This is a genomic window from Thorsellia anophelis DSM 18579 (assembly GCF_900111395.1).
In the GTDB taxonomy this organism is placed as follows: Bacteria; Pseudomonadota; Gammaproteobacteria; order Enterobacterales; family Thorselliaceae; genus Thorsellia; species Thorsellia anophelis.
The window spans coordinates 18,124-41,997 of sequence record NZ_FOHV01000024.1 but is presented as its reverse complement, the minus strand read 5'-3'; the positions used below and the strand labels follow the sequence as shown (position 1 = coordinate 41,997).

Here is a 23,874-nt window from a genome sequence, read left to right as displayed (position 1 = left end):
CGATAACTAAGATTTATAGCGTTCTTGGTTATCTGTTTTTTGTCATATCTTGCGAGTGCCCACACAGATTGTCTGATAAATTGTTAAAGAGCGTTCGGTATATTGACCGAAGGTGTCGGGAAGTTTCTTCTCATCGACAGGGCGCGTATTATACTCACCCAATTTAGCGTGTCAAGTTAATTTTTAAAATTATTTTAACTTTTCTCGCTACGATTGTGTTTAAATTTTGCTATTTTATTTCACGAAACTTAAATCAACCGCTTGTTGGCTCTATTTGCTTATTCTATTAAGAATTTGCTTAGTGGCTAACAGGCGGCGAATTATAGGCGATAATTTTTATTGCGCAAGTCTTTTTTTTCAATAATATAGTTATATGAACAAAAAACAAACCGAAAGACTAATATAAAAGCAATGTTAGTATAACAAACGCGCTTTTATGGTGCCTTCAATTGCTTTCATTGATTCAATAACCTTCTGAGCAATTTCTTTCTCAGCTTCTAAATCGATTACGACATATCCTATTTCAGGCGTTGTTTGTAAATATTGTGCGGCAATATTAACGCTATTTTCAGCAAATACTTGGTTAATCTGGGTCATAATTCCAGGCCTATTTTCATGTATATGAAGTAAGCGACTAGTGTCACCTGTATGAATAGGAAGTGAAACCTCAGGAAAATTGACCGCTGATAGTGTAGAGCCGTTATCAGAATATTTAGCAAGTTTACCAGCGACTTCAATCCCTATATTCTCTTGAGCTTCCTCTGTCGAGCCGCCTATATGTGGCGTCAATATTACATTATCAAACTCACATAATGGCGAGATAAACGGATCGCTATTTGTTGCTGGCTCTTCAGGAAATACATCTATAGCAGCACCTGCAAGATGCTCATTTCTTAATGCATCAGCTAGTGCATCGATATCAACCACTGTTCCTCTTGAAGCATTAATTAACATAGCACCTTTTTTCATTTGAGCTAATTGCTCTTTAGAAATCATATTTTTGGTTGATGCATTCTCAGGGATGTGCAAAGAAATAACGTCAGACTGAGCTAATAGTTCATTGAGTGACTGCTCTTGCTGGGCATTTCCAAGCGGTAATTTATGCTCTATATCATAAAACTTAACCTGCATACCCAGACCTTCTGCTAAAATACCAAGCTGAGTACCTATATGGCCATACCCTATAATGCCAAGTTTTTTACCTCGTGCTTCAAAACAGCCAGAAGCGAGTTTATGCCAAATACCTCTATGTGCTTTTGCATTCGCGGCTGGGATCCCTCTGAGTAACAAAAGAATTTCACCAAGTACCATTTCAGCGACAGAACGTGTATTAGAAAATGGTGCATTAAAAACAGGAATACCTTTACTTGCCGCAGCATTTAAATTAACCTGGTTTGTTCCAATACAAAAACATCCCACAGCTATTAATTTTTGTGCTTCATTAAGAATATCTTCTGATAAATGTGTTCGTGAACGAATCCCGACAAAATGAGCATCTTTAATTGCTAATTTTAGTTCATCATCTTTTAGCGCACCTTTATGATATTCAATATTTGTATACCCTGCATTCTTAAGTACTTCGACAGCACTTTCGTGCACTCCTTCTAATAGTAGAAACTTAATCTTATCTTTTCCTAATGATGTTTTTACTCTGTTCACTTATGCCTCACTTATCTTTAATCGACGGTTAACAATTACTTTGTTTCATTCTTACATTGTTTTGAGTTTTGAAATTTACACATCTGGTAAAAATAATATTGCGCTGCTTGATTATTTTTATATTATCACGAATGGAAAGACACTTTATTTAAATTTTTATAACTGATCAACTAATCAACTTGGAATAATCGCTCAACATCTGGTACTACGCGCTTATCTGTCAAAAATAAAATTACTCTATCATTCGCCTCTATCACAGTTTGATTATCCGCGACAATAATGTCTTCATCTCTTGCGATAGCACCAATAGTTGTACCTGTTGGTAGTTTAATTTGATCGATTCGCTTGCCAACAACATGAGAGTGATTTTCCTCTCCATGAGCAATCGCTTCAATCGCTTCAGCGACACCTCTTCTTAAAGAGGCGACGCTTACTATATCTGCCTTACGAACATGAGTTAACAACGCTGATATTGTTGTTTGTTGCGGAGATATCGTCACATCGATATCGCTATCTTCCAGAAGTTCAAAATAAGCTTTATGCTGTATTAATACCATAGTCCTTTTTGCACCTAAGCGTTTTGCTAACATAGAAGACATAATGTTATCTTCATCTCGATTTGTAAGCGCAACAAATAAATCTACCTGTTCAATATTTTCTTCTTTCAACAACTCTTGATCTGATGCATCACCACAAAATACAGTTGTATGCTGCAACGACTCAGATAAATATTCCGCCCTACCTTGATCTTTTTCAATTAATTTAACCCGACATTGCCGTTCAATTCTAGCAGCTAAACCGGCACCAATATTACCACCACCTACTATCATAATATTCTTATATGGTTTTTCTAATCGTTGTAACTCATTCATTACAGCCCTAATATGCTGTGTTGCACAAACAAAAAACACTTCATCCCCAGCTTCAATAATCGTCGAACCTTGCGGCTTGATTGGGCGGTTGTGCCTAAATATTGCTGCCACATGTGTATTAATGTGAGGCATATGCTCTTTAAGAGAGGAAAGCGCATACCCGATGAGAGATCCACCATAGTAAGCTTTTGCAGCCACAATACTGACTTTTCCCTCAGCAAAATTGACGACTTGCAGCGCACCTGGGTACTCGATTAAACGATGTACATAATCAGTGACTAATTGTTCTGGAGAAATTAAGTGATCAATCTCTATTGCATTTTGATTAAATAATTCTTCAGCTTCCTCAATATATTGTGGTGAGCGAATTCTTGCGATTTTCTTCGGTGTTTTGAATAATGCAGAGGCTATTTGACATGCCACCATATTCGTTTCATCAGAACTCGTTACAGCAACTATCATGTCTGCGGTTTCAGCACCCGCTTCACGTAATATTTGTGGGTGAGAGGCTCGGCCATGCACAACCCGTAAATCAAGTTTATCTTGAAGCTGCTTTAATATTTCATTGTTATGGTCAACGATGGTCACATCATTCTGCTCACCAACGAGTATTTCGGCAAGTGTTCCACCAACTTGCCCAGCTCCGAGTATAATAATTTTCATAGTGAATCAAGATTGCTCATTAAAGTAAAGTTCAAATACGCCATAGGGTATAACAAAAAAATCTAAGTTCAGTTTAGGTATAGCTAGAAAAATAATTACAAACATCAGCAAGACAGCACTTAGCTAATCTTTTACCGAATAAAAAATCAGCCGCCAGAACTTATCTCAATCAGTTTTTTTTCAAAAAATTATTGCACTTGTTGTGCGACTTTTAAAAAGGGAATTTACGCCAGATTGATTAGAATGTCATGCGAAAATATCGTTTTTTTATGTTTAATAACTTTTTTCGAAAAAAATTTTACAAATAGCGCAATAATATCTTGCAGAGTTTTTTTTTGTCTTCTATTATACTGTACAAAAAAACAGTATATATTGAGGTTATCTAATGCTAATACAACTTAACATACAAAATTTTGCAATCGTTGAACAACTAGAAATCGATTTAAAAAAAGGAATGAGTGCGATTACAGGAGAAACAGGTGCAGGTAAGTCAATCGCAATAGATGCTCTTGGATTGTGTCTAGGGAATCGTGTTGAAGGCAATATTGTACGTAAAGGTGCCACTAAAGCAGATTTATCAGCCCGTTTTTTATTAGATAAAAACCCTGATGCAGTTAAATGGCTTGAAGAACATGAACTAGATGATGAATTACCCAAAGAATGTTTATTAAGAAGAGTAATTGGGGAAGATGGCCGGTCAAAAGGGTTTATCAATGGCACCCCTGTTCCTCTATCTCAATTACGAGAAATTGGGGAACTACTAATTCAAATACATGGTCAGCATGCTCATCAAACCTTATTAAAAAGTGATAACCAACGGAATTTACTAGATGCCTACCTTGATGATACTAACCTAGTCAAAGCAATGCGTTCCGCCTACAAAACATGGAGTGAGAGCTGCAAGGCACTGTCACAGCATCAAACTTTGGCTGCTGAACGACTTGCAAGAGCTGAACTATTAAACTATCAATTAGAAGAACTTGAAGATTTCTTACCTGTAGAAGGTGAGTATGAATCTAATGATGAAGAGTACAAGCGCCTCTCAAATAGTGGTGATTTACTTTTAACAAGCCAGAATATTATCAATTTTCTTCAAGATGATGAGCATGTAAATATTACAACGTTACTAAATAAAGCAAAACAACAATTACAAGGCATCATTCGTTATGATAAAAAACTTGGCGACATTCTTACAATGTTAGAAGAAGCCGACATCCAAATTAATGAAGCATGCGAGGAATTGCGTCATCATGCAAGCTCGCTTGAAATGGATCCGCAAAGGCTTTACGAATTAGAAAAACGTTTATCTAAACAATTACAATTAGCCAGAAAACATCAAGTCACTCCTGAAGCCTTACCTGCTTATTATGCCCAATTAAAACAAGAATCCCTACAATTTAAATCTCAGCAAGAAAATCAAGAGACACTTGTAGCGAAAATAGATGAACAATATAAAATTGCACTTTCTGCAGCCAGCAATTTAAATCAAGCCAGAAGAAAATCAGCGCAGGAGCTCAGTGCTAAAATCACTGAAAGTATTAGAGAATTATCTATGCCACATGGCCAATTCGAAATACTGATTGCCCATGAACCTGAGTATCTAAGTGCTTATGGTGCTGATAAAATTGAATTTGTAGTAACCACAAACCCAGGTCAACCTCTTGCTAGTCTAGCAAAAGTCGCATCAGGCGGTGAATTATCAAGAATGTCATTAGCAATACAAGTTATTACTGCTCAAAAAATGGCAATGCCAGCATTAATTTTCGATGAAGTGGATGTGGGAATAAGTGGTCCTACCGCTGCAATTGTTGGCAAACTATTGAGACAATTGGGAGAAACAACCCAAGTGCTGTGTGTTACACACTTACCACAAGTTGCAGCTGCTGCACACCAACACTTTTATGTCAATAAAACAGTTGAGCCTGATGCTAATCAGGAAATGATGACAACAACACAAATGCATGCATTAGATCACCAAGGTCGATTAAATGAACTGGCTCGTTTATTAGGTGGTACCCAAATTACGGAAAATACACTCGCTAATGCAAAAGAACTAATTGACAGTTTTTAGTAGTTGATAATTGATTTGGCAGTATCATACATATCTTTGATGATACTGCTTTAAAGTACTACACCAACATTATTAACATTGAAATTAGCTACCTATCCCTTACTCTATATTTCTGCCTAAAAGACCACATATTTAACGTCACACGACTATCTCTTTTCATTTTAGATTAAATATAATACCATCGTTTAAATTATTAACTTTTCATTAGGAGAATACCAATGTCTAAACATTTTGATTACATCGCTATTGGCGGTGGCAGTGGCGGAATCGCATCAATTAATAGAGCTGCGAGTTATGGTAAGAAGTGTGCCATTATTGAAGCTAAATTTTTAGGAGGAACCTGCGTTAATGTCGGTTGCGTGCCTAAAAAAGTTATGTGGAATGCTGCTCAAATTGCCGATGCGGTGAAACTTTATGGTTCTGATTATGGATTTGATCTAACTTTAAACGAATTCAATTGGTCCAAACTTATTGAAAATAGAGAAGCTTACATATCACGCATTCATGCTTCATATGATACTGTCTTAAATAGAAATAAAGTAGAAGTTATCAAAGGGTTTGCAAAATTTACGTCTCCAAATAGCATAGAAGTAAATGGTGAAATTATCACAGCGTCCCATATTTTAATTGCAACAGGCGGAAGGCCCACATTACCAAACATCCCTGGCGCAGAGCATGGAATAGATTCAGATGGTTTTTTTGCTTTAACTCAACAACCTAAAAGTGTAGCAGTCGTTGGAGCAGGCTATATTGCTACTGAACTGGCTGGTGTGTTAAATGCCCTTGGTACTGACACTCATCTCTATGTCAGGCAGCATGCTCCACTTCGACAATTTGATAGTTTAATTGTCGACACTTTAACTGAAATCATGAAAAACGAGGGACCAACCTTACACACCCACGCTGATATTGATTCAATAGAAAAGTTAGATAATGGCTTATTACAGGTTAACGCTAAAGATGGTAGCCATGTTATTGTAGAGCAGCTTATCTGGGCAATAGGCAGAGAACCTATGACTGACAGCATTAATCTTGATGCCGCTGGCGTAAAAACGAATGAAAAAGGCTATATTATTGTCGATAAATACCAAAATACTTCTGCTGAGAATATCTATGCCGTTGGGGATAATACAGGAGCGATTGAACTGACCCCTGTTGCAGTTGCAGCCGGTAGACGTCTCTCTGAGCGATTATTTAATAACAAGCCTGATGAACACTTAGACTATGATTTAATCCCAACTGTAGTTTTCACCCACCCACCGATTGGCACTATAGGCCTGACTGAAGCGGCAGCAATCGAGCAATATGGAAAGGAAAATATCAAAGTTTATACATCCTCTTTCACTGCGATGTACACAGCAGTAACACAACACCGCCAACCATGCAGGATGAAACTTGTCTGCTTAGGTGATAATGAAAAAATTATTGGTTTGCATGGAATTGGATACGGGATGGACGAAATGCTACAAGGATTTGCAGTAGCCATCAAAATGGGAGCAACGAAAAAAGATTTTGATAACACGGTTGCTCTTCATCCAACCGCTGCAGAAGAGTTTGTGACGATGAGATAATTATTCCCTTTCAATTAATATATTTCAAAAATAGAAAAACAAAGTGAAGCGATTAATATCATCTTCTGATTAACATTAATCGCTTAGCTTGATTTAATTTAGTACCCTTCTTGAATACAAATAATTTTTTTTCCAATACTCATTACTTAGATTCGAGCGAGTCACACCTTTGCTGGTTGAAGCATGAATAAATGTGTTATTTTCAGCATAGATACCAACATGATTAACCGATTTAGAACCATCAGTTCTGAAAAAAATCAAATCCCCAGCTCTATGTTCTTTAGGGTTTATCTTCTTTCCTAACTTAGATTGATCAGTTGTACTTCTTGGTAAATTTTTTCTAAATACATCTCTAAACGCTATTTGGACAAAAGCAGAGCAATCAATCCCCTTTTTAGTCGTACCACCATAACGATAAGGCGTGCCTTTCCATTCATTTAAATGGTTACTCAGTGCTTTAGCAATCGGCCCTTCTTTCACCACAGGTGTTTGCTTACTCGAACAAGCTGTTAGCAAACACACTAATAAAATAGATAAGTACCTAAGAAATAGTCCCCGCTTAAATGGGCTTATTGAAAAAACACTATTTGGCGTTAAGCTGATTGCCATGGTTTATCCTCTTATTGAGCTAATAATTTTTGAAAACAACGGCGTGCAGCATCAATCGTATGTTGAATATTTTCATCTGAATGCGCCACTGACATGAATCCCGCTTCAAATGCAGAAGGGGCTAAATACACGCCTTCGTCTAGCATAAGATGAAAAAATCGTTTAAAGCGTTCAGTGTCACATGCGATTGCATCTTGATAACTATTTACAGAAGGCGCATCTGTAAAGAAGATTCCAAACATTCCGCCTACATGATTAATCACTAGCGGAATGCCAACTGTTTGAGCTGCATGTTTTAATCCTAATGCCAGTTTTTCAGTTAATTCACTTAATCTTGGATAAATGCCATTTTGGGTGAGTTCAGTAAGGCAAGCTAACCCTGCTGCCATAGCAACGGGGTTACCAGATAATGTACCAGCTTGATAAACAGGCCCTGTTGGCGCAAGTGCTTCCATAATTTCTCTTTTTCCACCAAACGCACCGACAGGCATTCCTCCCCCGATAATTTTACCAAGGCACGTCAAATCAGGCACAACATTATAATGAGCCTGTGCGCCCGCTAAAGCAACCCTAAACCCTGTCATCACCTCATCAATTATCAATAACGCGCCAAATTCATCGCATAATGCTCTCAAGCCAGGTAAAAAATCTTGATTAGGTAAAATACAATTCATATTACCGGCAACAGGTTCAACAATAATACAGGCAATATCTTTCGGATGAGCTTCAAAAGCTTCCCTCACAGACGCTAAATCATTAAATTGACAGGTTAATGTATGTTTTGCAAAATCTGCTGGCACCCCAGGAGAATTGGGTTGACCAAATGTTAATGCTCCTGAGCCAGCTTTAACTAATAAACAATCAGCATGACCATGATAGCACCCTTCAAATTTGATAATTTTATCACGTGACGTATAGCCTCTTGCTAACCTAATAGCACTCATAGTCGCTTCTGTACCAGAATTGACCATCCTGACAAGTTCTATATTTGGCATTATCTCGGTAATTTTATGCGCCATAATCACTTCAATTTCAGTTGGTGCACCAAAACTTAATCCATTATGAACCGCTGATATCACTGCATCTTTAATAGCAGGGTGATTATGACCTAATACCATAGGTCCCCATGACCCAACATAATCAATGTACGCTTTTCCATCCACATCATATAAATAGGCGCCATCTGCTTTGCGGATAAACAGTGGTGTGCCGCCTACACTTTTAAACGCTCTGACAGGTGAATTGACGCCGCCAGGGATAACAGTTTGGGCATCTTGATAAAGTGATTCAGATAAATTTTTATTATGATTCATAAGGACATTCCTTTTTTATTTAAGTATGCTAAAAACATATAAGCTATGTTGAAATCTATTAAGAAGGGCTATTGCATTACATTTTTGGCTATAATAGCAGATATTTCAGAAAATTTATTTGCACATTTTTATTCAAAGCGTATAATCCTACGCCGTTTGCGTCTAATTCAATTTGATAGGCGAGTTTAAAGTCAATTTTTCTTTCTCAATTCTACGCAAACTCTCACATAATAAAGACTAAATAGGAATAACCATGGATATGACAACTAATACTAAGGCTTACACGGAAAAACTCAAAAATATGTTTTTTTGCCATTTTGTCACCGTTGATATTTTTATTTAAGGCCCCTTTTAAAGGGGCTTTTTTTTGGACTCAATTCCTAAAAATCTAAACGCTATATTTAATTGTTATCCTATCAATTTTGACCAAGGAGCCTGTATGCAACACTCACTTTATCAAAAAAATATCATTTCGATTAATGATCTTTGCCAAGAAGAATTATTATTAGTGCTAAAAAGAGCTGTTGCTCTTAAATCTAAACCAATGCCAACAGCATTAGAGAATAAAGTGATTGCGAGCTGTTTTTTTGAAGCTTCGACCCGAACAAGACTCTCGTTTGAGACTGCTATTTTACGATTAGGCGCTAACGTTGTTGGATTCTCAGATGGTGCAAATACTTCGCTTGGTAAAAAAGGTGAAAGTCTTGCTGATACCATTTCTGTTTTAAGTACTTACGTCGATGGTATTGTGATAAGGCACCCTCAAGAAGGCGCAGCTCGATTAGCTTCTCAATTTTCAAATGGTATCCCTATTTTTAATGCTGGGGATGGTGCAAACCAGCACCCAACGCAAACACTGCTTGATCTGTTCACAATACAGGAAACTCAATCAAAACTCGAAGGCTTGCATATTGCAATGGTAGGTGACCTAAAATACGGCAGGACTGTTCACTCACTTGCACAAGCACTTGCAAAATTTCCTAATAATACATTTCATTTCATCTCTCCACAAACGCTTTCAATGCCACCGCATATTTTAGCTATGCTAGATGAGAAAAATATTGAATATTACACCCATCCCTCTATTGAGGCCGTTATCAGCGAAATGGATGTACTGTACATGACCAGGGTACAAAAAGAGCGGTTAGACCCCTCTGAATATGCGAATGCTAAAGCGCAATTTATTTTAAAAGGTCAAGATCTTGAGAAGGTCAAAAATAATTTTAAAGTCCTACATCCATTACCTAGAATAGATGAAATTGCAGTCGATGTGGATAAAACTCCTTATGCATATTACTTTCAACAAGCAGGCAATGGTATTTTTGCAAGACAAGCTTTACTGACTCTGGTACTCAATCCAGAACAATCCTAAATAACACTGAAAAAATGAGTACATACTTGCAAATGTAGATATTAAAAATCGCATAAAAATAATTCTTTATCAATTAAATACACTATAGTACTTCATAGACCAAAGGGAGTTAACCATGCCTTCAAATAAAAGTTTAGATAATAAATTGCATGTCGAAGCCATATGTCACGGCACTGTGATTGATCATATTCCAGCAAATATTGGTTTTAGATTGCTTCATCTATTTAAATTAACAGAAACACATGAAAGAGTAACAGTAGGACTTAATCTACCGTCAAGGGAGATGGGCAGAAAAGATTTGATTAAAATTGAAAATACTTTTTTGACTGATGAACAAGCAAATCAACTTGCTATGTATGCACCTAAAGCAACCATCAACCAAATCCAAGATTATGAAGTCATCAAAAAATTTGTCGTTAGCCTACCTGCTAATATTGAGGATGTATTAGTATGCCCTAATAGCAACTGCATTAGCCACAATGAACCAGTAGTTTCAAATTTTGCCGTACTAAATCGTAGTGTTGGCCTACATTTCAGATGCCATTATTGCGAAAAAGAATTTGCGCAAAAAGCGATTATGGATGTTTAGTTTTAACCGTTAAATACGATTCGCCAATGCATTGATAAGATAAGTAGTGTGTCAATGAATTGGCGAAAAACAACAGAGCTCATCTAACTCGGATAAGATTGCTTTAGAACAAGCATGTAACGGCATATTTATTAACAAACAATCATCTCAACATTATGTTTTGAAAATGCCTCTGCAAATGTAGCTTCAGGTTCTTGGCTTGTAAAAAAATAATCTATTTTTGTTGCATCAGCTACTTTTGCTATCGCACTTCGACCAAACTTTGAGTGATCACTGACCAGAATCGTTTTTCTTGAATTTTCAATAATTGCTCGTTTTGTCCTAGCTTCGTGATAATCAAATTCCAGCAACGTACCTTGTTCATCAATACCACTTATTCCAAGTATTCCAAAATCCAGTTGAAATTGATTAATAAAATCAATTGTTGCCTCACCAAAAATCGCACCATCACGAGTTCTTACCTCTCCACCTGCAATAATCAACTGACTATCTTCTTTGCCACTAAACAATGTTGCGACATTAATATTATTCGTCACAATTTTTAAACCATTATGATTCAATAGAGCAAAAGCAACCGCTTCTGGTGTGGTGCCAATATCAATAAATAAACTTGCACCATTAGGGATAAGCTTAGCAACATTTTGTGCAATCCTTGCTTTTTCAGAAGACCACATCGTTTTTCTATCCGCGTAAGCTGCATTAACAGAACTCGATGGTAACGCTGCGCCACCATGATGACGTAAAATCTTATTTTGCTCTGCTAATTCATTTAAATCGCGTCGAATGGTTTGAGGGCTGACAGAAAAGTGCGCAACAAGCTCATCGGTTGAAACATAATTCTTAAGCTGAACCAATTCAATAATAGCATTATGCCGGGTTATTTGTTTCATAATATTGTCTCATTTAGCGTAAAAATAGCTTACTTAGATTTTAAGTTTATCCATGATTGTAACGTACTGACATCCTGTTGCCAGTGAGCCAATAATTGTTGAGTTTGATCGGATATTTCAACCCAATCTACAGGTTCAACTTGATCTTGTAAAATTTTAGCAATTGCTTGTAATCTTATCAAACCTAAAGAAGCGCAGGCACCCTTAATTTTATGTGCTATAGATTTCACTTCCTCTAAATTCATTTCAAGCAAAGACTCATTCAATTTCTGTAGGTAGTCTTTTATACTCTGTGCAAAAACATCTATATTCGAATTTAAGGCATCACTTCCAATCATTTGGATATATTCAAGTAAAATAATTTCATCTAAAATAGGAGTTTCTATTTGTTGAGTCAATTTTTGATTTTGTCCAGATGAATGATAGGCTTCTGAAACTAACATTTGTCCATCAATTCCAGTCAGAACAGAAGCTAACGCAGGAATTGATAAAGGTTTATTCAAAACAGCCTCAATTCCTGCGTTATGGTACTCACTATAATCTTCAAGTACATTCGCAGTTAAAGCAATTAATCTTGGTGTGGCACTAAGTTTCATGAGTTTAAACTGCTTAGCAATATCTAAACCTGTCATATCTGGTAATTGAATATCCAAAAGTACCATATCAAATTGATTATTTTCAAGATAAAACAAAGCTTCTTTTCCAGTTCTGGCAACCGTAACCAGGCAGCCTAACTTTTCAAGCACTGAACTGGCCACTAAAATATTAAGCTCAATATCTTCAATCAATAAGACACTTAATCCTTTAAATTTATAAAGTTCAGATAGATTTTCTTCAATTAATTCAGTTGTAGGTGCATTTAAGGTTAAATAAAAACAGGACCCTTTTGCAGGAATACTTTCAACTGTAATATCTCCCCCTAACTTTCTAGCTAAGGTTCTCGAGACTGCTAAACCAATTCCGGTACCGGTTGCAGGTTTTCCTCCATATTTATCTTTCACTTGATAATACATTTCAAAAATGGCTTCGTGTTCTGTAGTAGGGATACCTGAACCACTATCCTCAACTTCAAATACCAATATTTGCGAAGAAAGTGGTTCGTTATAATAAACCCGAATTTCCACATAACCTGTTTGGGTAAATTTAACAGCATTACTAATTAAATTCCAGAGTATTTGTCTGAGTCTTGTCTCGTCGGTAGCAATACTTAGAGGCATAACTTGGGCTTTTTCCTCAAACAAAAGCTTGAACCTAAATTGAATGCCTTTTTGCTGGACTAATAAACTTGCGATATTTTCCAGATCCGCTAAGAACCTAATAAAATCGATTGGCTTAATATCCATTTTTTGTTGCCTGCGTTCTAATTTATCGACTTCAATAATATCATTAAATATATTACCAAGCGTAACGGCGCTAACTTGGATAGTATTCAGGTAATTTTGTTGAGTCGGCGTTAACGGACTATCTGCTAAAATTCGGCTCAATCCAATAATGCCATTTAAAGGGGTTCTAAGTTCGTGGCTAATTGTTGAAATAAACGTTGTCTTTTCACGGCTCGCTTGTTCAAGTGCATCTTGATAGCGCTTTCTTTGCATGACTTCTTCTTTTAACGTTTCTACAATCTGTAATCTTGCTTGCTCAGCTTTAATCCTGTCAACAATTTCTTGATTAAGTTGCTTAATATTTCGATTAAGCTGCTGATTTTGTTTTGCTTCTCTTTGATGTAATGTTTCTAATTCATCAACAAGTTCGGTTAACTGCCTCCTCGATTCTTCTATTTGGTCGACAACAACTGATAAAAAATAAACTGCCCAAGGTGTGACAACAACCCCAAAAAAAACTGAGCGAATTAAATCTATTTTTTCTACCCTTCCCTCAAACATCCAAGTTACACTCATCTGAATAACCATGCCAAACACAACAATGGCGAGCGCAAGCAACATTGAAAATTTCCAAATTCCTAATTTAACGAGTAAATCGACATAGTATTGTGCTAAACGCCTTAAAGGTTTCATTTTAACGACCTGTTGATAAGTTTTATATTAGTGATGTCAATTAAAATATGACATCAATATCCATCATACTAGCTAATAATGTTAGATAGCAAACATGTGAAAATTTTAACTGCTATAAGCTTAAATTAGCTTGTAGAAAATCAATAAACACGGAAATACGTTTTGAAAGTGCTCGATTTTTATAATAGACCGCATTCACTTCATTACGTGGATGATTGCTAGAAATTAAATCTGGCATGATTTTAATCAGTTGTCCACTGTCCAAATATGCTTTTACCGTAAAATTAGATAACAGCGCAATACCGTGTCCAGCCAAGCAAAGTTGTAATACAGCTTCACCACTGCTAGCTGTTAAGCATGGTGTAATCTGTAAATACTCACCAGCAAGTTGAGAATGGTGGCAATGTTCAGGATGAAGGGATAAATACGCTTTTGAAAGCGGCCAGCGATTTAATTTACTTTGGCGAGTAAAGCCAATCATATCATGTGATAATAATTCAGATAATGTGTCGGGTATTTTTTTATCTCTAAAATAATAAGGTGAGGCAACAATATGCATCTGACTCTTGCCAAGTGAGGTCGCATATAAATTTGAATCAGTTAACAAACCGACTCTAATTGCGACATCAGTTTTTTTCTCGATTAAATCTATAATATTATCATTAGTCATGAGTTCAATCGAAATATCAGGATATGCTAACTTAAATTGACTCACTAATGGTACAAGTTGATGCAACACAAATGAACTCACAGCATCGACTCTTAGCCAACCTCGCGGTTTGACATGAACCTGCATTAATTCTTGCTCACTTGCTTCTAAATTCAATAAAATCTGCCGTACTCGCTCAACAAATCGATGACACTCTTCTGTTGGCACAATCCGCCTAGTCGTACGAGTAAAAAGTGTCAACTGATATGCTAACTCTAAATTGGCAATCGCTCTTGTAATTTTTGCAATTGGATAAGTTAATTGTCTGGCAGCAGCAGAAAAACTCCCTGCATCATACACTGCAACTAAGATTATCAATTCGTCTGTTTTAGCTTCTATTTTCAACTCGTGTTTCTCTTATTTAGATCATTTATGAAAAAATCTTTTACTTATTATGCTATTTTTAGACAAAAATAAATAGTCTAAACTATGTGGTAGATAACATGTTTGTGGCAACATGAATTCCTTATTGAAAAATAAACTTATACATACTTGGAGTAAAACAATGAGCCGTGTTTTTATCATTAATGCTGGAGAAGCATTTGGGCACTCTTTTGGCAAATTAAACGCTACCTTAGCTGAATTTGCTCAATCAGAACTTAGTCAATTAGGTCATGAAGTTAAATTGACTAATATAGCTGATGGTTATGACATAGAAAATGAAATCAATCATTTTCTATGGGCAGACGTTATTATTTATCAACAACCAGCATGGTGGATGGGCGCACCCTGGACCCTTAAAAAATATATTGATGAAGTATTTACAGCAGGCCATCAAAAATTATATGCAAGTGACGGTAGAAGTCGAACTAACCCAAATAAAAATTATGGTAAAGGAGGATTACTTCAAGGTCGTCATTATATGATAAGTGCAACTTGGAATGCGCCTGAAGCGGCATTTGACGATGCCGATGAGTTTTTTGAAGGAAAAGGCTTTGATGCTGTTTACTTTCCTTTCCATAAAGCTAATCAATTTATAGGTCTGGCACCACTTGAGAGTTTCTCTTGTCATGATGTAATTAAATCACCATCAATTGAATCTGATTTAGCACGCTATAAAACGCATTTGCAAACAGTTATCAAATGATTTTTTGAGTGAGATATCCCGCTAAAAACAGCTCTGTACTTTCTTTAGGGATATATTTGCTTAAAATGTAAAATTCATGAAGTATTTTTGTCCTATTTTAGGTATCATCATAAACGGCACCAATTAGTATTTTTTAATTTGGCGCATTCATTTAACAACACTTTTGGAGATGATTATGAGTTACTCTTTACCTGAATTACCTTATGCATATGATGCACTTGAGCCACACTTTGATAAAGAAACCATGGAAATTCACCATAGCAAGCATCATCAAGCTTATGTCAATAATGCAAATAATGCATTAGCAGATTTACCTGATCTTGCTAAATTAAGCGTTGAAGCGCTTATTGCTGATTTAGACAAAGTTCCTGCTGAAAAACGTCCTGTTCTTCGTAATAACGCTGGTGGCCATGCGAATCACAGCTTATTTTGGAAAGGTCTAAAAGTAGGTACAACTTTAGCAGGTGATCTTAAAGCTGCGATTGAGCGTGATTTTGGTTCTGTTGACGCATTCAAAGAAAAATTTGAACAGGCAGCAGCTACCCGTTTTGGTTCTGGCTGGGCTTGGTTAGTATACCAAGATGGTAAACTTGCCGTTGTGTCTACTGCAAATCAGGATAGTCCACTTATGGGCCAAGCTGTTGCTGGCTGCTCTGGTTTTCCAATAATAGGTTTAGATGTGTGGGAACATGCTTATTATTTGAAATTCCAAAACCGTCGTCCTGACTACATTAAAGCATTTTGGAATGTTGTTAACTGGGATGAAGCGGCTAACCGTTTTGCACAAGTAAAATAATATAACCTACTACTATTGTAACAAGTATATTAATAGTAGTTCGTTGAAGTTTTTTGATATGAAAGAAGAGATCATTTTCTCTTCTTTCATGATAATTATTAACGAATCAATCAAGCTTGCTAGATTAAAGCATTTGATTTCTCATCATTTTATATACCTAAAACTATTTAGCCAGTTAATAACTATTTAAACACTCAATTAGGCTTTAAATTTCATAACAATACAATTAAGACACATCCAATTAAATCAAAATAATAATGCACGTTCATTTTGAACACCCCATAAATATTAAGGAAGATTTTATGTCTCAACTCTTTACTTCATTTACTTTTCCGCAATCAACGCTAAATTTAGATAATCGAATCGTTATTGCTCCAATGTGTACTTATTCTTCCATAGATGGTTTTGCAAATGATTGGCATTTTCAACACTGGAGCTCAATGCTGATGTCTAGTGCAGGCCTATTTATCATTGAAGCAACAGCAGTTACGCCAGCTGGTCGTATATCTGAGGCTGATTTAGGTATTTGGGATGATGAGAGAGCACAAGCAATTAAACTTCACTTAGATAAAGCCAGAAAAATAGCGAATGCTCCTGTCGGTATTCAATTAGCACACGCAGGCAGAAAAGCCTCCACGCCTGTTCCTTGGAAATCTGATGTCAAAAAACCATGGCAAGTTGTCGCTCCCTCGGCTGTACGCTACCATGACTCTTATCCTAATCCTGTTGCACTTACGATTAATGAAATAGAAATTATTATTGATGAGTTTGTTCAGGCTGCGTTAAGAGCTCAATCTATCGGGATTGATATTATTGAAATTCATGCAGCTCATGGGTATCTTTTACACGAATTTTTATCTCCTATTACTAATCTTCGTACGGATGAATATGGTGGAAGCTTAAATAATCGTATGCGTTTATTGCTTGAGATTATTGATAGATTAAATGCTCACCCAGATTTTAAATTACCAATTGGTGTCAGAATTTCAGCAACTGATTGGGTTGAAGGTGGATTTGATATTGAAGAGGCGATTGAAGTTGCAAAATCTATCCAAGCAAGGTCGTGTGCCTATTTGCATGTATCAAGCGCTGGACTCAGTGACCAACAAAAAATTCCAGTAGGCCCACTCTATCAAGTTCCGCTAGCACAAGCGATCAAGCAAGCTGTTCCTGATCTACCAGTTATCGCAGTAGGGTTAATCACAAAGCCAGAAGAAGCAGAGTCTATTTTAACCAAGCAACAAGCGGATTTAATCGGATTAGCCAGAGCGATACTCTATAATCCAAGATGGCCATGGCATGCTGCGGAAGTATTAGGAGCAAAAGTAAATGCACCGTTACAGTATGTTCGTTGTGCACCAAGAGGAAGATCTGACCTATTTAAACCTCATCCAGACATGGATATCTCGACAACTAATGCCACTGATGCATTAAACAAATAAACTATTTAAAGAATAACTATTTGCCTTGTGCATAAACACTAAAATGCTAGAGCATTTTGCCTCAAAAATGGTCTAGCATTCCCTTTAATTTGCTCAATAACATTTAATTCACAGTGGTTTTTTAAATCGTAATAGCACGTACTTCACCGTTGTTATAGATGACCGTGTGAAATTAAATCTATTAATTGATATCACTTTCTTGTCCATTCAACAAATTAAATAACTTAGAACACCTCTTACCACTTCGACAAAATGCAAGCGTAGGTTTTGGTAAACTATTTAATAATCGCCCAAATTCATTCACATCCATTTGATTAATTTGGCTACCAACCACAGGTTGATGTTTAATTGTTAAACCTTTTATTTTGCCAATTGCAATAATATCTGCTGCGGTAGGTTGGTGCTGATTAATTTCATAGTCAGGTAGATTGATAATGACACTTTTAAATCCCGCTCTAGCAACTTCTTCCATGTCATCAGGGCCCAATTGAGGTGCTACTGCTAGCGAATCACTAATAGGCATAATTGGCAAAGAACTTTTGATATGTAATGTCGGTGCGTGTGTTTCATCCGAATCAACCACTTTAAACTGACCGATTAGATGGGAGAGCTTGGATGATTGCTCTTGCATATCTGTTGCGGCTGTGGCGGCATGATCAACTAAAGAACTATTTTGTTGAGTTCTTTGTTCCATTTTCAAAATTAACTGATTTATTTGCTCTATGCCAATGCTTTGCTCTTCACTTGCTTGACTTATACTGTTAATAATTGTGGTTACTTCATCCACTCTATCGACAATGTCATCCATGATTGTTCCTGCATGGTTTGCCACTTCACGACCTATGTCAGCATTCGTTACTGAGTGATCAATTAGGGTTTGAATTTCTTTTGCTGCACTTGCAGATCTTTGCGCTAAATTACGAACTTCAGTTGCAACCACAGCAAACCCGCGGCCAGCTTCGCCAGCTCGTGCCGCTTCTACAGCGGCATTCAAAGCAAGTATATTTGTCTGAAATGCAATACCATCAATGACACTAATGATATCCACAATACGTTTTGATGAATCATTAATTTTTTCCATCATGCTAATCACTTCATCAACCGCCTCTCCCCCTTTTTTAGCCACATCAGAGGCGACATGAGCAAGATCGTTTGCCTCTTTAGCATGATCTGAGTTCTGCTTAACTGTAGCTGTCAACTGTCCGATAGCCGTTGCTGTGATTTCTAGTCCTTCAGCTTCTTCAAGTGTTCTTCTGGCTAAATCTTGATTACCTATCGCAATTTCATTTGCAGCAGAAAACATCTTATCCATGCCACTTCGCACAGCAACAATTGTGCTTAGCAAAGTTGCTTGCATTTTAATGATCGCACCCATGATAGTATCTGGCTTAACGTTTTGCATGCCCTGTTTATTTTCTAATGTTAAATCGCCTGAAACAATTTTATTTGCAACAATTAAAATGTGTTCAGGATCGGCGCCGATATGATTAAAAATATAGCGAATAGTCAATATCCCTGTGATGATTAATATTGCAATCACACTCGCTATGCTCAGTAAAATAAATAGCATATGCCCTTTAAGATTATCATTCATGTTAGGAGCCCGCTCTAAAGCAGCAGGTTGATTGGCAAATGACTGCCAAAAATCAAAGCTAATCACTCCACCTAACCCTAATACTAAGAGACAAATACAGACTAATGAAAGGTATAACCGAGTTTGAATACTCATTTATTCATCCTTTTTATAATTGACCAATGCATAATTAGTTTAAAGTGAATGTGCTATTCTGGCTCGCCCATAATTGCTTTTAACTGCTTATCATCTGGCATACCAAGTTGTTGTTGTAATCTACCCTTAGGACTTAAATAGTAAATTGCAGGAGTAGCGCTTGCTCCTAATGCATCCATGATCTCTAAATTTGATTCAAGATTTGCAAGTGTCTTTTCATCTATCTCATTAGGTAACGCTAAAGCACCTTGCCCATTAGATTGCTCGTACGCCAATAAGGCAGCAGCGGGGTCTTTATCATTCAAAATTGCAGCAGCTTTTAATGGGCTTTCATCTGATAAAATACCCACTAAAATATGTCTTAATTGCACTTTACCACTTTCAACCCAAGGCCTTGATGTCTGCCAAAATTCCCTACAGTAGGGACAATTAGGGTCAGTGAAGACATAAACAATTTGCTTCGCTTCAGTGCTACCATCTTGTACCCAAGTGCTTTTTTCCATTCTTTCCCATAATTCAGCAGCCATTTTACTATAAATAGCCGCTTCTAATGCTTCTGCGGATAAATCTGTTCCTTTTGCATCATATAAATCTCCCCATAATACATGTTCTCCATCAGCCATAAGATATAAGGTAATTCCTACCCCTTCATACATCGCTGTAAAACCACGCATACCATTAGGAGCTTTAAATTCAGAGACAATCGATACTCCCTCTTGCTGCCAACGCGCAATTGGTTCTGGGTAAGTGACTTCCTCTGCTAATGCAATGGCAGGTATGAAAGTCATCGCAAGTAAGGTATGTTTTAGTTTAAATTTTGTATTAAGCAGAGCGCTTGATAATATGCCTGTTGACTTTGATAGATTGGTGTTCAAAATTGTCATTTAAGATCCTTTGCTGAGTATTCTGTTAAGCTTCGATGATATTATTAGAAAATCGCACCGAGACATGTATCCTCTAGCGATAGAGACTTGTTTGTTATAATGATAAAACTGTTTTGTAAATAGAAACACCATTTTCCAAACTATTCCCACCCCTATTAATTTAGATAAAAAGTCTTGATTTGACTGATAAATTTTTGCGCGGATAAAAACCCATTTATCCTGGTTTTCTCTTCCCCTTTGCCATCGATGATTAAAATAGCGGGCAATCCAAGTATGTCATAATTTGCCAATAGCGCTGTATTAGCATCTGTATTTTCGGTAACATCTAATCGAATGAGTTTCGTATTTTTTAGTAGTTCCTGCACTTTTTGATCTGAAAACGTATATTTTTCAAATTGTTTGCATGCCGCGCACCAATCAGCATAAAAATCAAGCAGAACCATTTGATTCGTTTCTTGGCTAGTCATAAGTTCCTCATTCAATTGTTCAAGTGTGACCACGTCAATAAACTTTAACTCAGCTTGATGCGAATTTCCTTGAGGCGTAGCTAACAAGTAAAAACCAGTTTTTTGAGTGATCATTTGCCAAGCCACTTGTTGCAAGGGATATGCACTTATCAATAAAATCAAGCAAAGTCCTATTTGAACAATTCTCGCTCTCGGTTTTTGAGATTGCAAAGCGATAAATAATGCCCATGCAATAAATGCGGTTATCAGTAATGCCCATAGTAATTCACTGATTTGTGCGGGTACAAATCGTTCTAACAAAAATAGCGGTAACGCTAAAATAATAAACCCGAACGATTCTTTCACATATTGCATCCAAGCACCTGCTTTAGGCATTAATTTATGTCCAAATAAAGCAAATCCCATCAGAGGTAATCCCATTCCAAGCGCGTACAAATAAAGGGCTAATCCACCAATCTGTATATCATTACTTTTAGCTATATAAAGTAATATTGCGGAAAGTGGCGCGGTTGTACAGGGAGAACAAAGTAGTCCTGCAATCGCCCCCATAAAAAAAACACCAATAAACGAGCCACTTTTTTGCTGATTACTCCAATTGACTAATTTAGTTTGAATTGAGCTTGGCATATTTAATTGATAGAATCCAAACATGCTACCGGCTAATATCAAAAATAAAATGGCAATACTGCCTAATAAAATAGGGTGTTGTAGTGCTGCTTGAAATTTAATACCTGCAAGCGCAACAATAACACCTAATATCGTATAACTTAAAGCCATTCCTTGAATATAACTAAATACTAACAATCCTATTTTAGTTGTCGACTGACTATTTTTTCGCCCTGCAATTAAGCCAACCATAAGTGGATACATAGGTAACACACAGGGAGTAAACGCAACACCGAGACCAAGAAAAAATGCCCACCATACTGAAAAACTTAATTCTCCTGCTTGGTCACTTATTTTATTTTGAAGTTGATCTACCTGACTTTCTTCTAATAACGACGAATCAATTTCTGTCTTAGTTTCCCCTATAACACTAGCAGAATCTAAAGGACGGTCTAATAATTTAAGAGGGATATCAATTTTTTTCGGTGGATAACAAATCCCTCTATCAGCGCATCCCTGAAAAGTTATACTTAAACTAGGGTTATCTCCTGTTTCATAAATAGTTAATGGTAAACTAACCTGATCCCGATAGATTTGTACTTCACCAAAAAATTCATCAACATGTGACATGCTGATAGGAAAGGTAATATCACTAACACGACTATCTTTCGCTTTAATTTCAAATTTATCTTGATATAAATAATAACCAGGGGATATAGCCCAAGTTAAAACAAGAGACTCATTTTTTTGAGTAAAATCTAAGACAAAAGCCTGATTTGCTGATAATACATCTTGGCCATTACCCTTTGTGTTACCAAATAAGTTTGCCTCTACTGAATGGGATACGCTAAGTAACCCAATCAATAAACTTAAAAAGCAGGCTATAACAATTCGTTTATGTAATAAATAGGCATAAATACGTTCAGATAAACTACTCTGGCTTAATAACATAGTATCGTTCCATTTAGTGTGTGTTCCATTTATTTGATATCAGACAATAGATCATCCGATATTATAAACATTCTTTGGTTACATTCGAATAATTGAGAATCAAGCAATAAAGTTAGTTAAACACCGAATTTTCTATTAAGTATATCAAAATCATCTCTCAATGAAGTAAATTATTGAAAATGATTAATTAAGATTTAGGGTTCATCCCCGCATAAGTAAACCATTTGCTAAATCGTACACTAGCAAACCCAACTCAGATAAATGATTTGTCTACCGTGCTAGTTAACCTACTCAGCTTGTTGTAAAACTAGCCATGTTCAAAAGAATTATTTAGCTATTTAAGCGCATACTGACTAAGCATCATTAAAGCCACTAGTATCAATAGAATTGAAAAACTCCGTAAAATCACTTTATCAGATAGATGCTGCGTTATACGCCGGCCTAATAATAGACCTATTATAACAGTGATAGTAAACCAAATTGTAAACGGCATAGGAAAATGAGCGCCCTTCATCTCTGCACTAATAACACCCACTGTACTGATTATTGCTATCACAAGTAACGAAGTGGCACTTGCTTGCTTAATATTTAGCTTTGTTAATTGAGTCAGCAAAGGAACAATGATAAATCCGCCTCCTACTGACAATAACCCTGTCATCAACCCAGAGACCATACCGATAAAAATAAATACACTAAAAGAACTGAGTTTTGATTGACTTAACTTAAAAGATGAAAGAAAGGAGGAACTTTTCTCAATTAATGAATGATTATTCTGATTATTCCTTAATGCGAAATCACTAATTGTGCTCATCCACATTCGAATCGCCACAATAAAAATAACAAAAATAAATAATATCAATAAAATCCAATAAGGTATAGATCGTGCTAGTAATTGACCTAGAGGAGTGATAGGCATACCAAAAAGGGCCATAATTATACCCGCTTTAAAATTGAGCATGCCTTGTTGATAAGCATAATAAGCACCAACCCAAGCACCAAAGGCGATTGCAATTAAAGCAACTGGTCCTGCAGTTAATAAATCCCAATTAAGCCCATACATTAAGACTGGAATAGCAATAATCCCACCTCCAGCCCCTGTTAAACCGAGTACTAATCCGACAAGAATTCCTAAACAATAAATGATGATCATTAAAACTGTTTGCTTATTTTATTGACAGTCAGTTCAAATAGAATCATTCCAACTAGCATAGCACCAACAAAAGCGATTCCCTTTGGGATTCCCATCGCAAACAAAACTAAACCTGGTCCAGGGCATATACCAGCAAGCCCCCAACCTAAACCAAATAAAATAGCCCCTACCACTAATTTTTTATCAATACTGGTATTTGTTGGTAGAGAGATGGGTAAGCCTAGTAGTGATGTTGTTTTTCGTTTAGCTATAAAAAAAGCAATCACACCAATAATAATAGCGCCGCCCATAACGAATGCTAAAGAAGGATCCCAGCGCGCTGTAATAGATAAAAATCCAATCACCTTAGCAGGATTAGCCATACCACTTATCACTAACCCCAATCCAAAGACCAAACCGCTAATTAAACAAACAATCTTTTCCATATCT

Annotated in this window: 19 protein-coding genes; 7 read left to right on the top strand and 12 right to left on the bottom strand. The window is 36.5% G+C overall.

The annotated features are described in order from the left end of the window. Window positions 1-414 precede the first annotated feature (414 nt). On the bottom strand, window positions 415-1,659 hold the full coding sequence (serA, locus tag BMW37_RS11580; protein ID WP_093321250.1) for a phosphoglycerate dehydrogenase: 1,245 nt from the start codon (window positions 1,657-1,659) through the stop codon (window positions 415-417). Window positions 1,660-1,829: 170 nt separating this feature from the next. Then, a complete protein-coding gene (gene trkA, locus BMW37_RS11575) occupies window positions 1,830-3,194 on the bottom strand; it encodes a Trk system potassium transporter TrkA (protein ID WP_093321248.1) in 1,365 nt (454 codons plus the stop codon). A gap of 385 nt (window positions 3,195-3,579) precedes the next feature. On the opposite strand from trkA, the gene recN reads away from it, so the two are divergent. Together recN and gorA are read left to right on the top strand one after the other, a co-directional pair. Continuing rightward, complete coding sequence (gene recN / locus BMW37_RS11570; protein ID WP_093321246.1) at window positions 3,580-5,265, top strand: DNA repair protein RecN; 1,686 nt, start codon at window positions 3,580-3,582, stop codon at window positions 5,263-5,265. Between the two features lie 218 nt (window positions 5,266-5,483). Then, entirely contained in the window at window positions 5,484-6,836 is a 1,353-nt protein-coding gene (gorA, locus tag BMW37_RS11565) for a glutathione-disulfide reductase (RefSeq protein WP_093321243.1), read from the top strand. Window positions 6,837-6,929: 93 nt separating this feature from the next. Here gorA and BMW37_RS11560 read toward each other — a convergent pair whose 3' ends face one another. Then, entirely contained in the window at window positions 6,930-7,445 is a 516-nt protein-coding gene (locus tag BMW37_RS11560) for a C40 family peptidase (protein WP_093321241.1), read from the bottom strand. A gap of 11 nt (window positions 7,446-7,456) precedes the next feature. Then, window positions 7,457-8,758 (bottom strand): glutamate-1-semialdehyde 2,1-aminomutase, encoded by a 1,302-nt coding sequence (gene hemL, locus BMW37_RS11555; RefSeq protein ID WP_093321238.1) that lies wholly within the window; start codon window positions 8,756-8,758, stop codon window positions 7,457-7,459. A 439-nt stretch (window positions 8,759-9,197) separates the two neighbouring features. Between hemL and pyrB the strand changes: the two genes are divergently transcribed. Together pyrB and pyrI are read left to right on the top strand one after the other, a co-directional pair. Continuing rightward, window positions 9,198-10,130 (top strand): aspartate carbamoyltransferase, encoded by a 933-nt coding sequence (gene pyrB, locus BMW37_RS11550; protein WP_093321236.1) that lies wholly within the window; start codon window positions 9,198-9,200, stop codon window positions 10,128-10,130. A 115-nt stretch (window positions 10,131-10,245) separates the two neighbouring features. Beyond that, window positions 10,246-10,719, top strand: a complete 474-nt coding sequence (gene pyrI, locus BMW37_RS11545; protein ID WP_093321233.1) for an aspartate carbamoyltransferase regulatory subunit — start codon at window positions 10,246-10,248, stop codon at window positions 10,717-10,719. A gap of 131 nt (window positions 10,720-10,850) precedes the next feature. Here pyrI and BMW37_RS11540 read toward each other — a convergent pair whose 3' ends face one another. The 3 genes from BMW37_RS11540 to BMW37_RS11530 all read right to left on the bottom strand — a co-directional run bounded on the left by BMW37_RS11540 (window position 10,851) and on the right by BMW37_RS11530 (window position 14,678). Beyond that, entirely contained in the window at window positions 10,851-11,609 is a 759-nt protein-coding gene (locus BMW37_RS11540) for a DeoR/GlpR family transcriptional regulator (protein ID WP_093321230.1), read from the bottom strand. A 29-nt stretch (window positions 11,610-11,638) separates the two neighbouring features. Next, on the bottom strand, window positions 11,639-13,624 hold the full coding sequence (locus BMW37_RS11535; protein WP_093321228.1) for an ATP-binding protein: 1,986 nt from the start codon (window positions 13,622-13,624) through the stop codon (window positions 11,639-11,641). A 112-nt stretch (window positions 13,625-13,736) separates the two neighbouring features. Continuing rightward, on the bottom strand, window positions 13,737-14,678 hold the full coding sequence (locus tag BMW37_RS11530) for a LysR family transcriptional regulator (RefSeq protein ID WP_218139529.1): 942 nt from the start codon (window positions 14,676-14,678) through the stop codon (window positions 13,737-13,739). Window positions 14,679-14,838: 160 nt separating this feature from the next. On the opposite strand from BMW37_RS11530, the gene BMW37_RS11525 reads away from it, so the two are divergent. The 3 genes from BMW37_RS11525 (at window position 14,839) to BMW37_RS11515 (ending at window position 17,658) form a co-directional block, all read left to right on the top strand. Then, a complete protein-coding gene (locus tag BMW37_RS11525) occupies window positions 14,839-15,420 on the top strand; it encodes an NAD(P)H-dependent oxidoreductase (protein ID WP_093321225.1) in 582 nt (193 codons plus the stop codon). Between the two features lie 175 nt (window positions 15,421-15,595). Then, the gene (sodA, locus tag BMW37_RS11520; RefSeq protein ID WP_093321223.1) at window positions 15,596-16,216 is read left to right on the top strand and encodes a superoxide dismutase [Mn]; all 621 of its coding nucleotides are present in this window, start codon (window positions 15,596-15,598) and stop codon (window positions 16,214-16,216) included. Window positions 16,217-16,518: 302 nt separating this feature from the next. Next, window positions 16,519-17,658, top strand: coding sequence for an NADH:flavin oxidoreductase/NADH oxidase (locus tag BMW37_RS11515; RefSeq protein WP_093321220.1), 1,140 nt, complete (start codon window positions 16,519-16,521; stop codon window positions 17,656-17,658). A 181-nt stretch (window positions 17,659-17,839) separates the two neighbouring features. Here the strand turns inward: BMW37_RS11515 and BMW37_RS11510 are convergent, their stop codons facing one another. From BMW37_RS11510 to BMW37_RS11490, 5 genes are all read right to left on the bottom strand, one after another. Then, a complete protein-coding gene (locus tag BMW37_RS11510; RefSeq protein ID WP_093321218.1) occupies window positions 17,840-19,387 on the bottom strand; it encodes a methyl-accepting chemotaxis protein in 1,548 nt (515 codons plus the stop codon). Window positions 19,388-19,440: 53 nt separating this feature from the next. Then, window positions 19,441-20,271 carry a thiol:disulfide interchange protein DsbG gene (gene dsbG, locus BMW37_RS11505; RefSeq protein ID WP_093321215.1) on the bottom strand — a complete coding sequence of 277 codons (831 nt, stop codon included), beginning with the start codon at window positions 20,269-20,271 and terminating at the stop codon, window positions 19,441-19,443. Between the two features lie 155 nt (window positions 20,272-20,426). Further along, window positions 20,427-22,295: a protein-disulfide reductase DsbD gene (locus tag BMW37_RS11500; RefSeq protein WP_093321212.1), complete on the bottom strand. Its 1,869-nt coding sequence runs from the start codon at window positions 22,293-22,295 to the stop codon at window positions 20,427-20,429. 334 nt (window positions 22,296-22,629) lie between these two features. Continuing rightward, window positions 22,630-23,445, bottom strand: coding sequence for a sulfite exporter TauE/SafE family protein (locus tag BMW37_RS11495; RefSeq protein WP_093321210.1), 816 nt, complete (start codon window positions 23,443-23,445; stop codon window positions 22,630-22,632). Further along, complete coding sequence (locus tag BMW37_RS11490) at window positions 23,445-23,870, bottom strand: DUF6691 family protein (protein ID WP_093321207.1); 426 nt, start codon at window positions 23,868-23,870, stop codon at window positions 23,445-23,447. Before BMW37_RS11490 ends, BMW37_RS11495 begins: the two co-directional genes overlap by 1 nt. Window positions 23,871-23,874: the final 4 nt, after the last annotated feature.

What these genes read in the sequence shown, in the direction of transcription:
- trkA (WP_093321248.1), bottom strand. Translation starts at nt 3,194, where the DNA reads ATGAAAATTATTATACTCGGAGCTGGGCAAGTTGGTGGAACACTTGCC.
- recN (WP_093321246.1), top strand. Translation starts at nt 3,580, where the DNA reads ATGCTAATACAACTTAACATACAAAATTTTGCAATCGTTGAACAACTA.
- gorA (WP_093321243.1), top strand. Translation starts at nt 5,484, where the DNA reads ATGTCTAAACATTTTGATTACATCGCTATTGGCGGTGGCAGTGGCGGA.
- BMW37_RS11560 (WP_093321241.1), bottom strand. Translation starts at nt 7,445, where the DNA reads ATGGCAATCAGCTTAACGCCAAATAGTGTTTTTTCAATAAGCCCATTT.
- hemL (WP_093321238.1), bottom strand. Translation starts at nt 8,758, where the DNA reads ATGAATCATAATAAAAATTTATCTGAATCACTTTATCAAGATGCCCAA.
- pyrB (WP_093321236.1), top strand. Translation starts at nt 9,198, where the DNA reads ATGCAACACTCACTTTATCAAAAAAATATCATTTCGATTAATGATCTT.
- pyrI (WP_093321233.1), top strand. Translation starts at nt 10,246, where the DNA reads ATGCCTTCAAATAAAAGTTTAGATAATAAATTGCATGTCGAAGCCATA.
- BMW37_RS11540 (WP_093321230.1), bottom strand. Translation starts at nt 11,609, where the DNA reads ATGAAACAAATAACCCGGCATAATGCTATTATTGAATTGGTTCAGCTT.
- BMW37_RS11535 (WP_093321228.1), bottom strand. Translation starts at nt 13,624, where the DNA reads ATGAAACCTTTAAGGCGTTTAGCACAATACTATGTCGATTTACTCGTT.
- BMW37_RS11525 (WP_093321225.1), top strand. Translation starts at nt 14,839, where the DNA reads ATGAGCCGTGTTTTTATCATTAATGCTGGAGAAGCATTTGGGCACTCT.
- sodA (WP_093321223.1), top strand. Translation starts at nt 15,596, where the DNA reads ATGAGTTACTCTTTACCTGAATTACCTTATGCATATGATGCACTTGAG.
- BMW37_RS11515 (WP_093321220.1), top strand. Translation starts at nt 16,519, where the DNA reads ATGTCTCAACTCTTTACTTCATTTACTTTTCCGCAATCAACGCTAAAT.
- BMW37_RS11510 (WP_093321218.1), bottom strand. Translation starts at nt 19,387, where the DNA reads ATGAGTATTCAAACTCGGTTATACCTTTCATTAGTCTGTATTTGTCTC.
- dsbG (WP_093321215.1), bottom strand. Translation starts at nt 20,271, where the DNA reads ATGACAATTTTGAACACCAATCTATCAAAGTCAACAGGCATATTATCA.
- BMW37_RS11500 (WP_093321212.1), bottom strand. Translation starts at nt 22,295, where the DNA reads ATGTTATTAAGCCAGAGTAGTTTATCTGAACGTATTTATGCCTATTTA.
- BMW37_RS11495 (WP_093321210.1), bottom strand. Translation starts at nt 23,445, where the DNA reads ATGATCATCATTTATTGTTTAGGAATTCTTGTCGGATTAGTACTCGGT.
- BMW37_RS11490 (WP_093321207.1), bottom strand. Translation starts at nt 23,870, where the DNA reads ATGGAAAAGATTGTTTGTTTAATTAGCGGTTTGGTCTTTGGATTGGGG.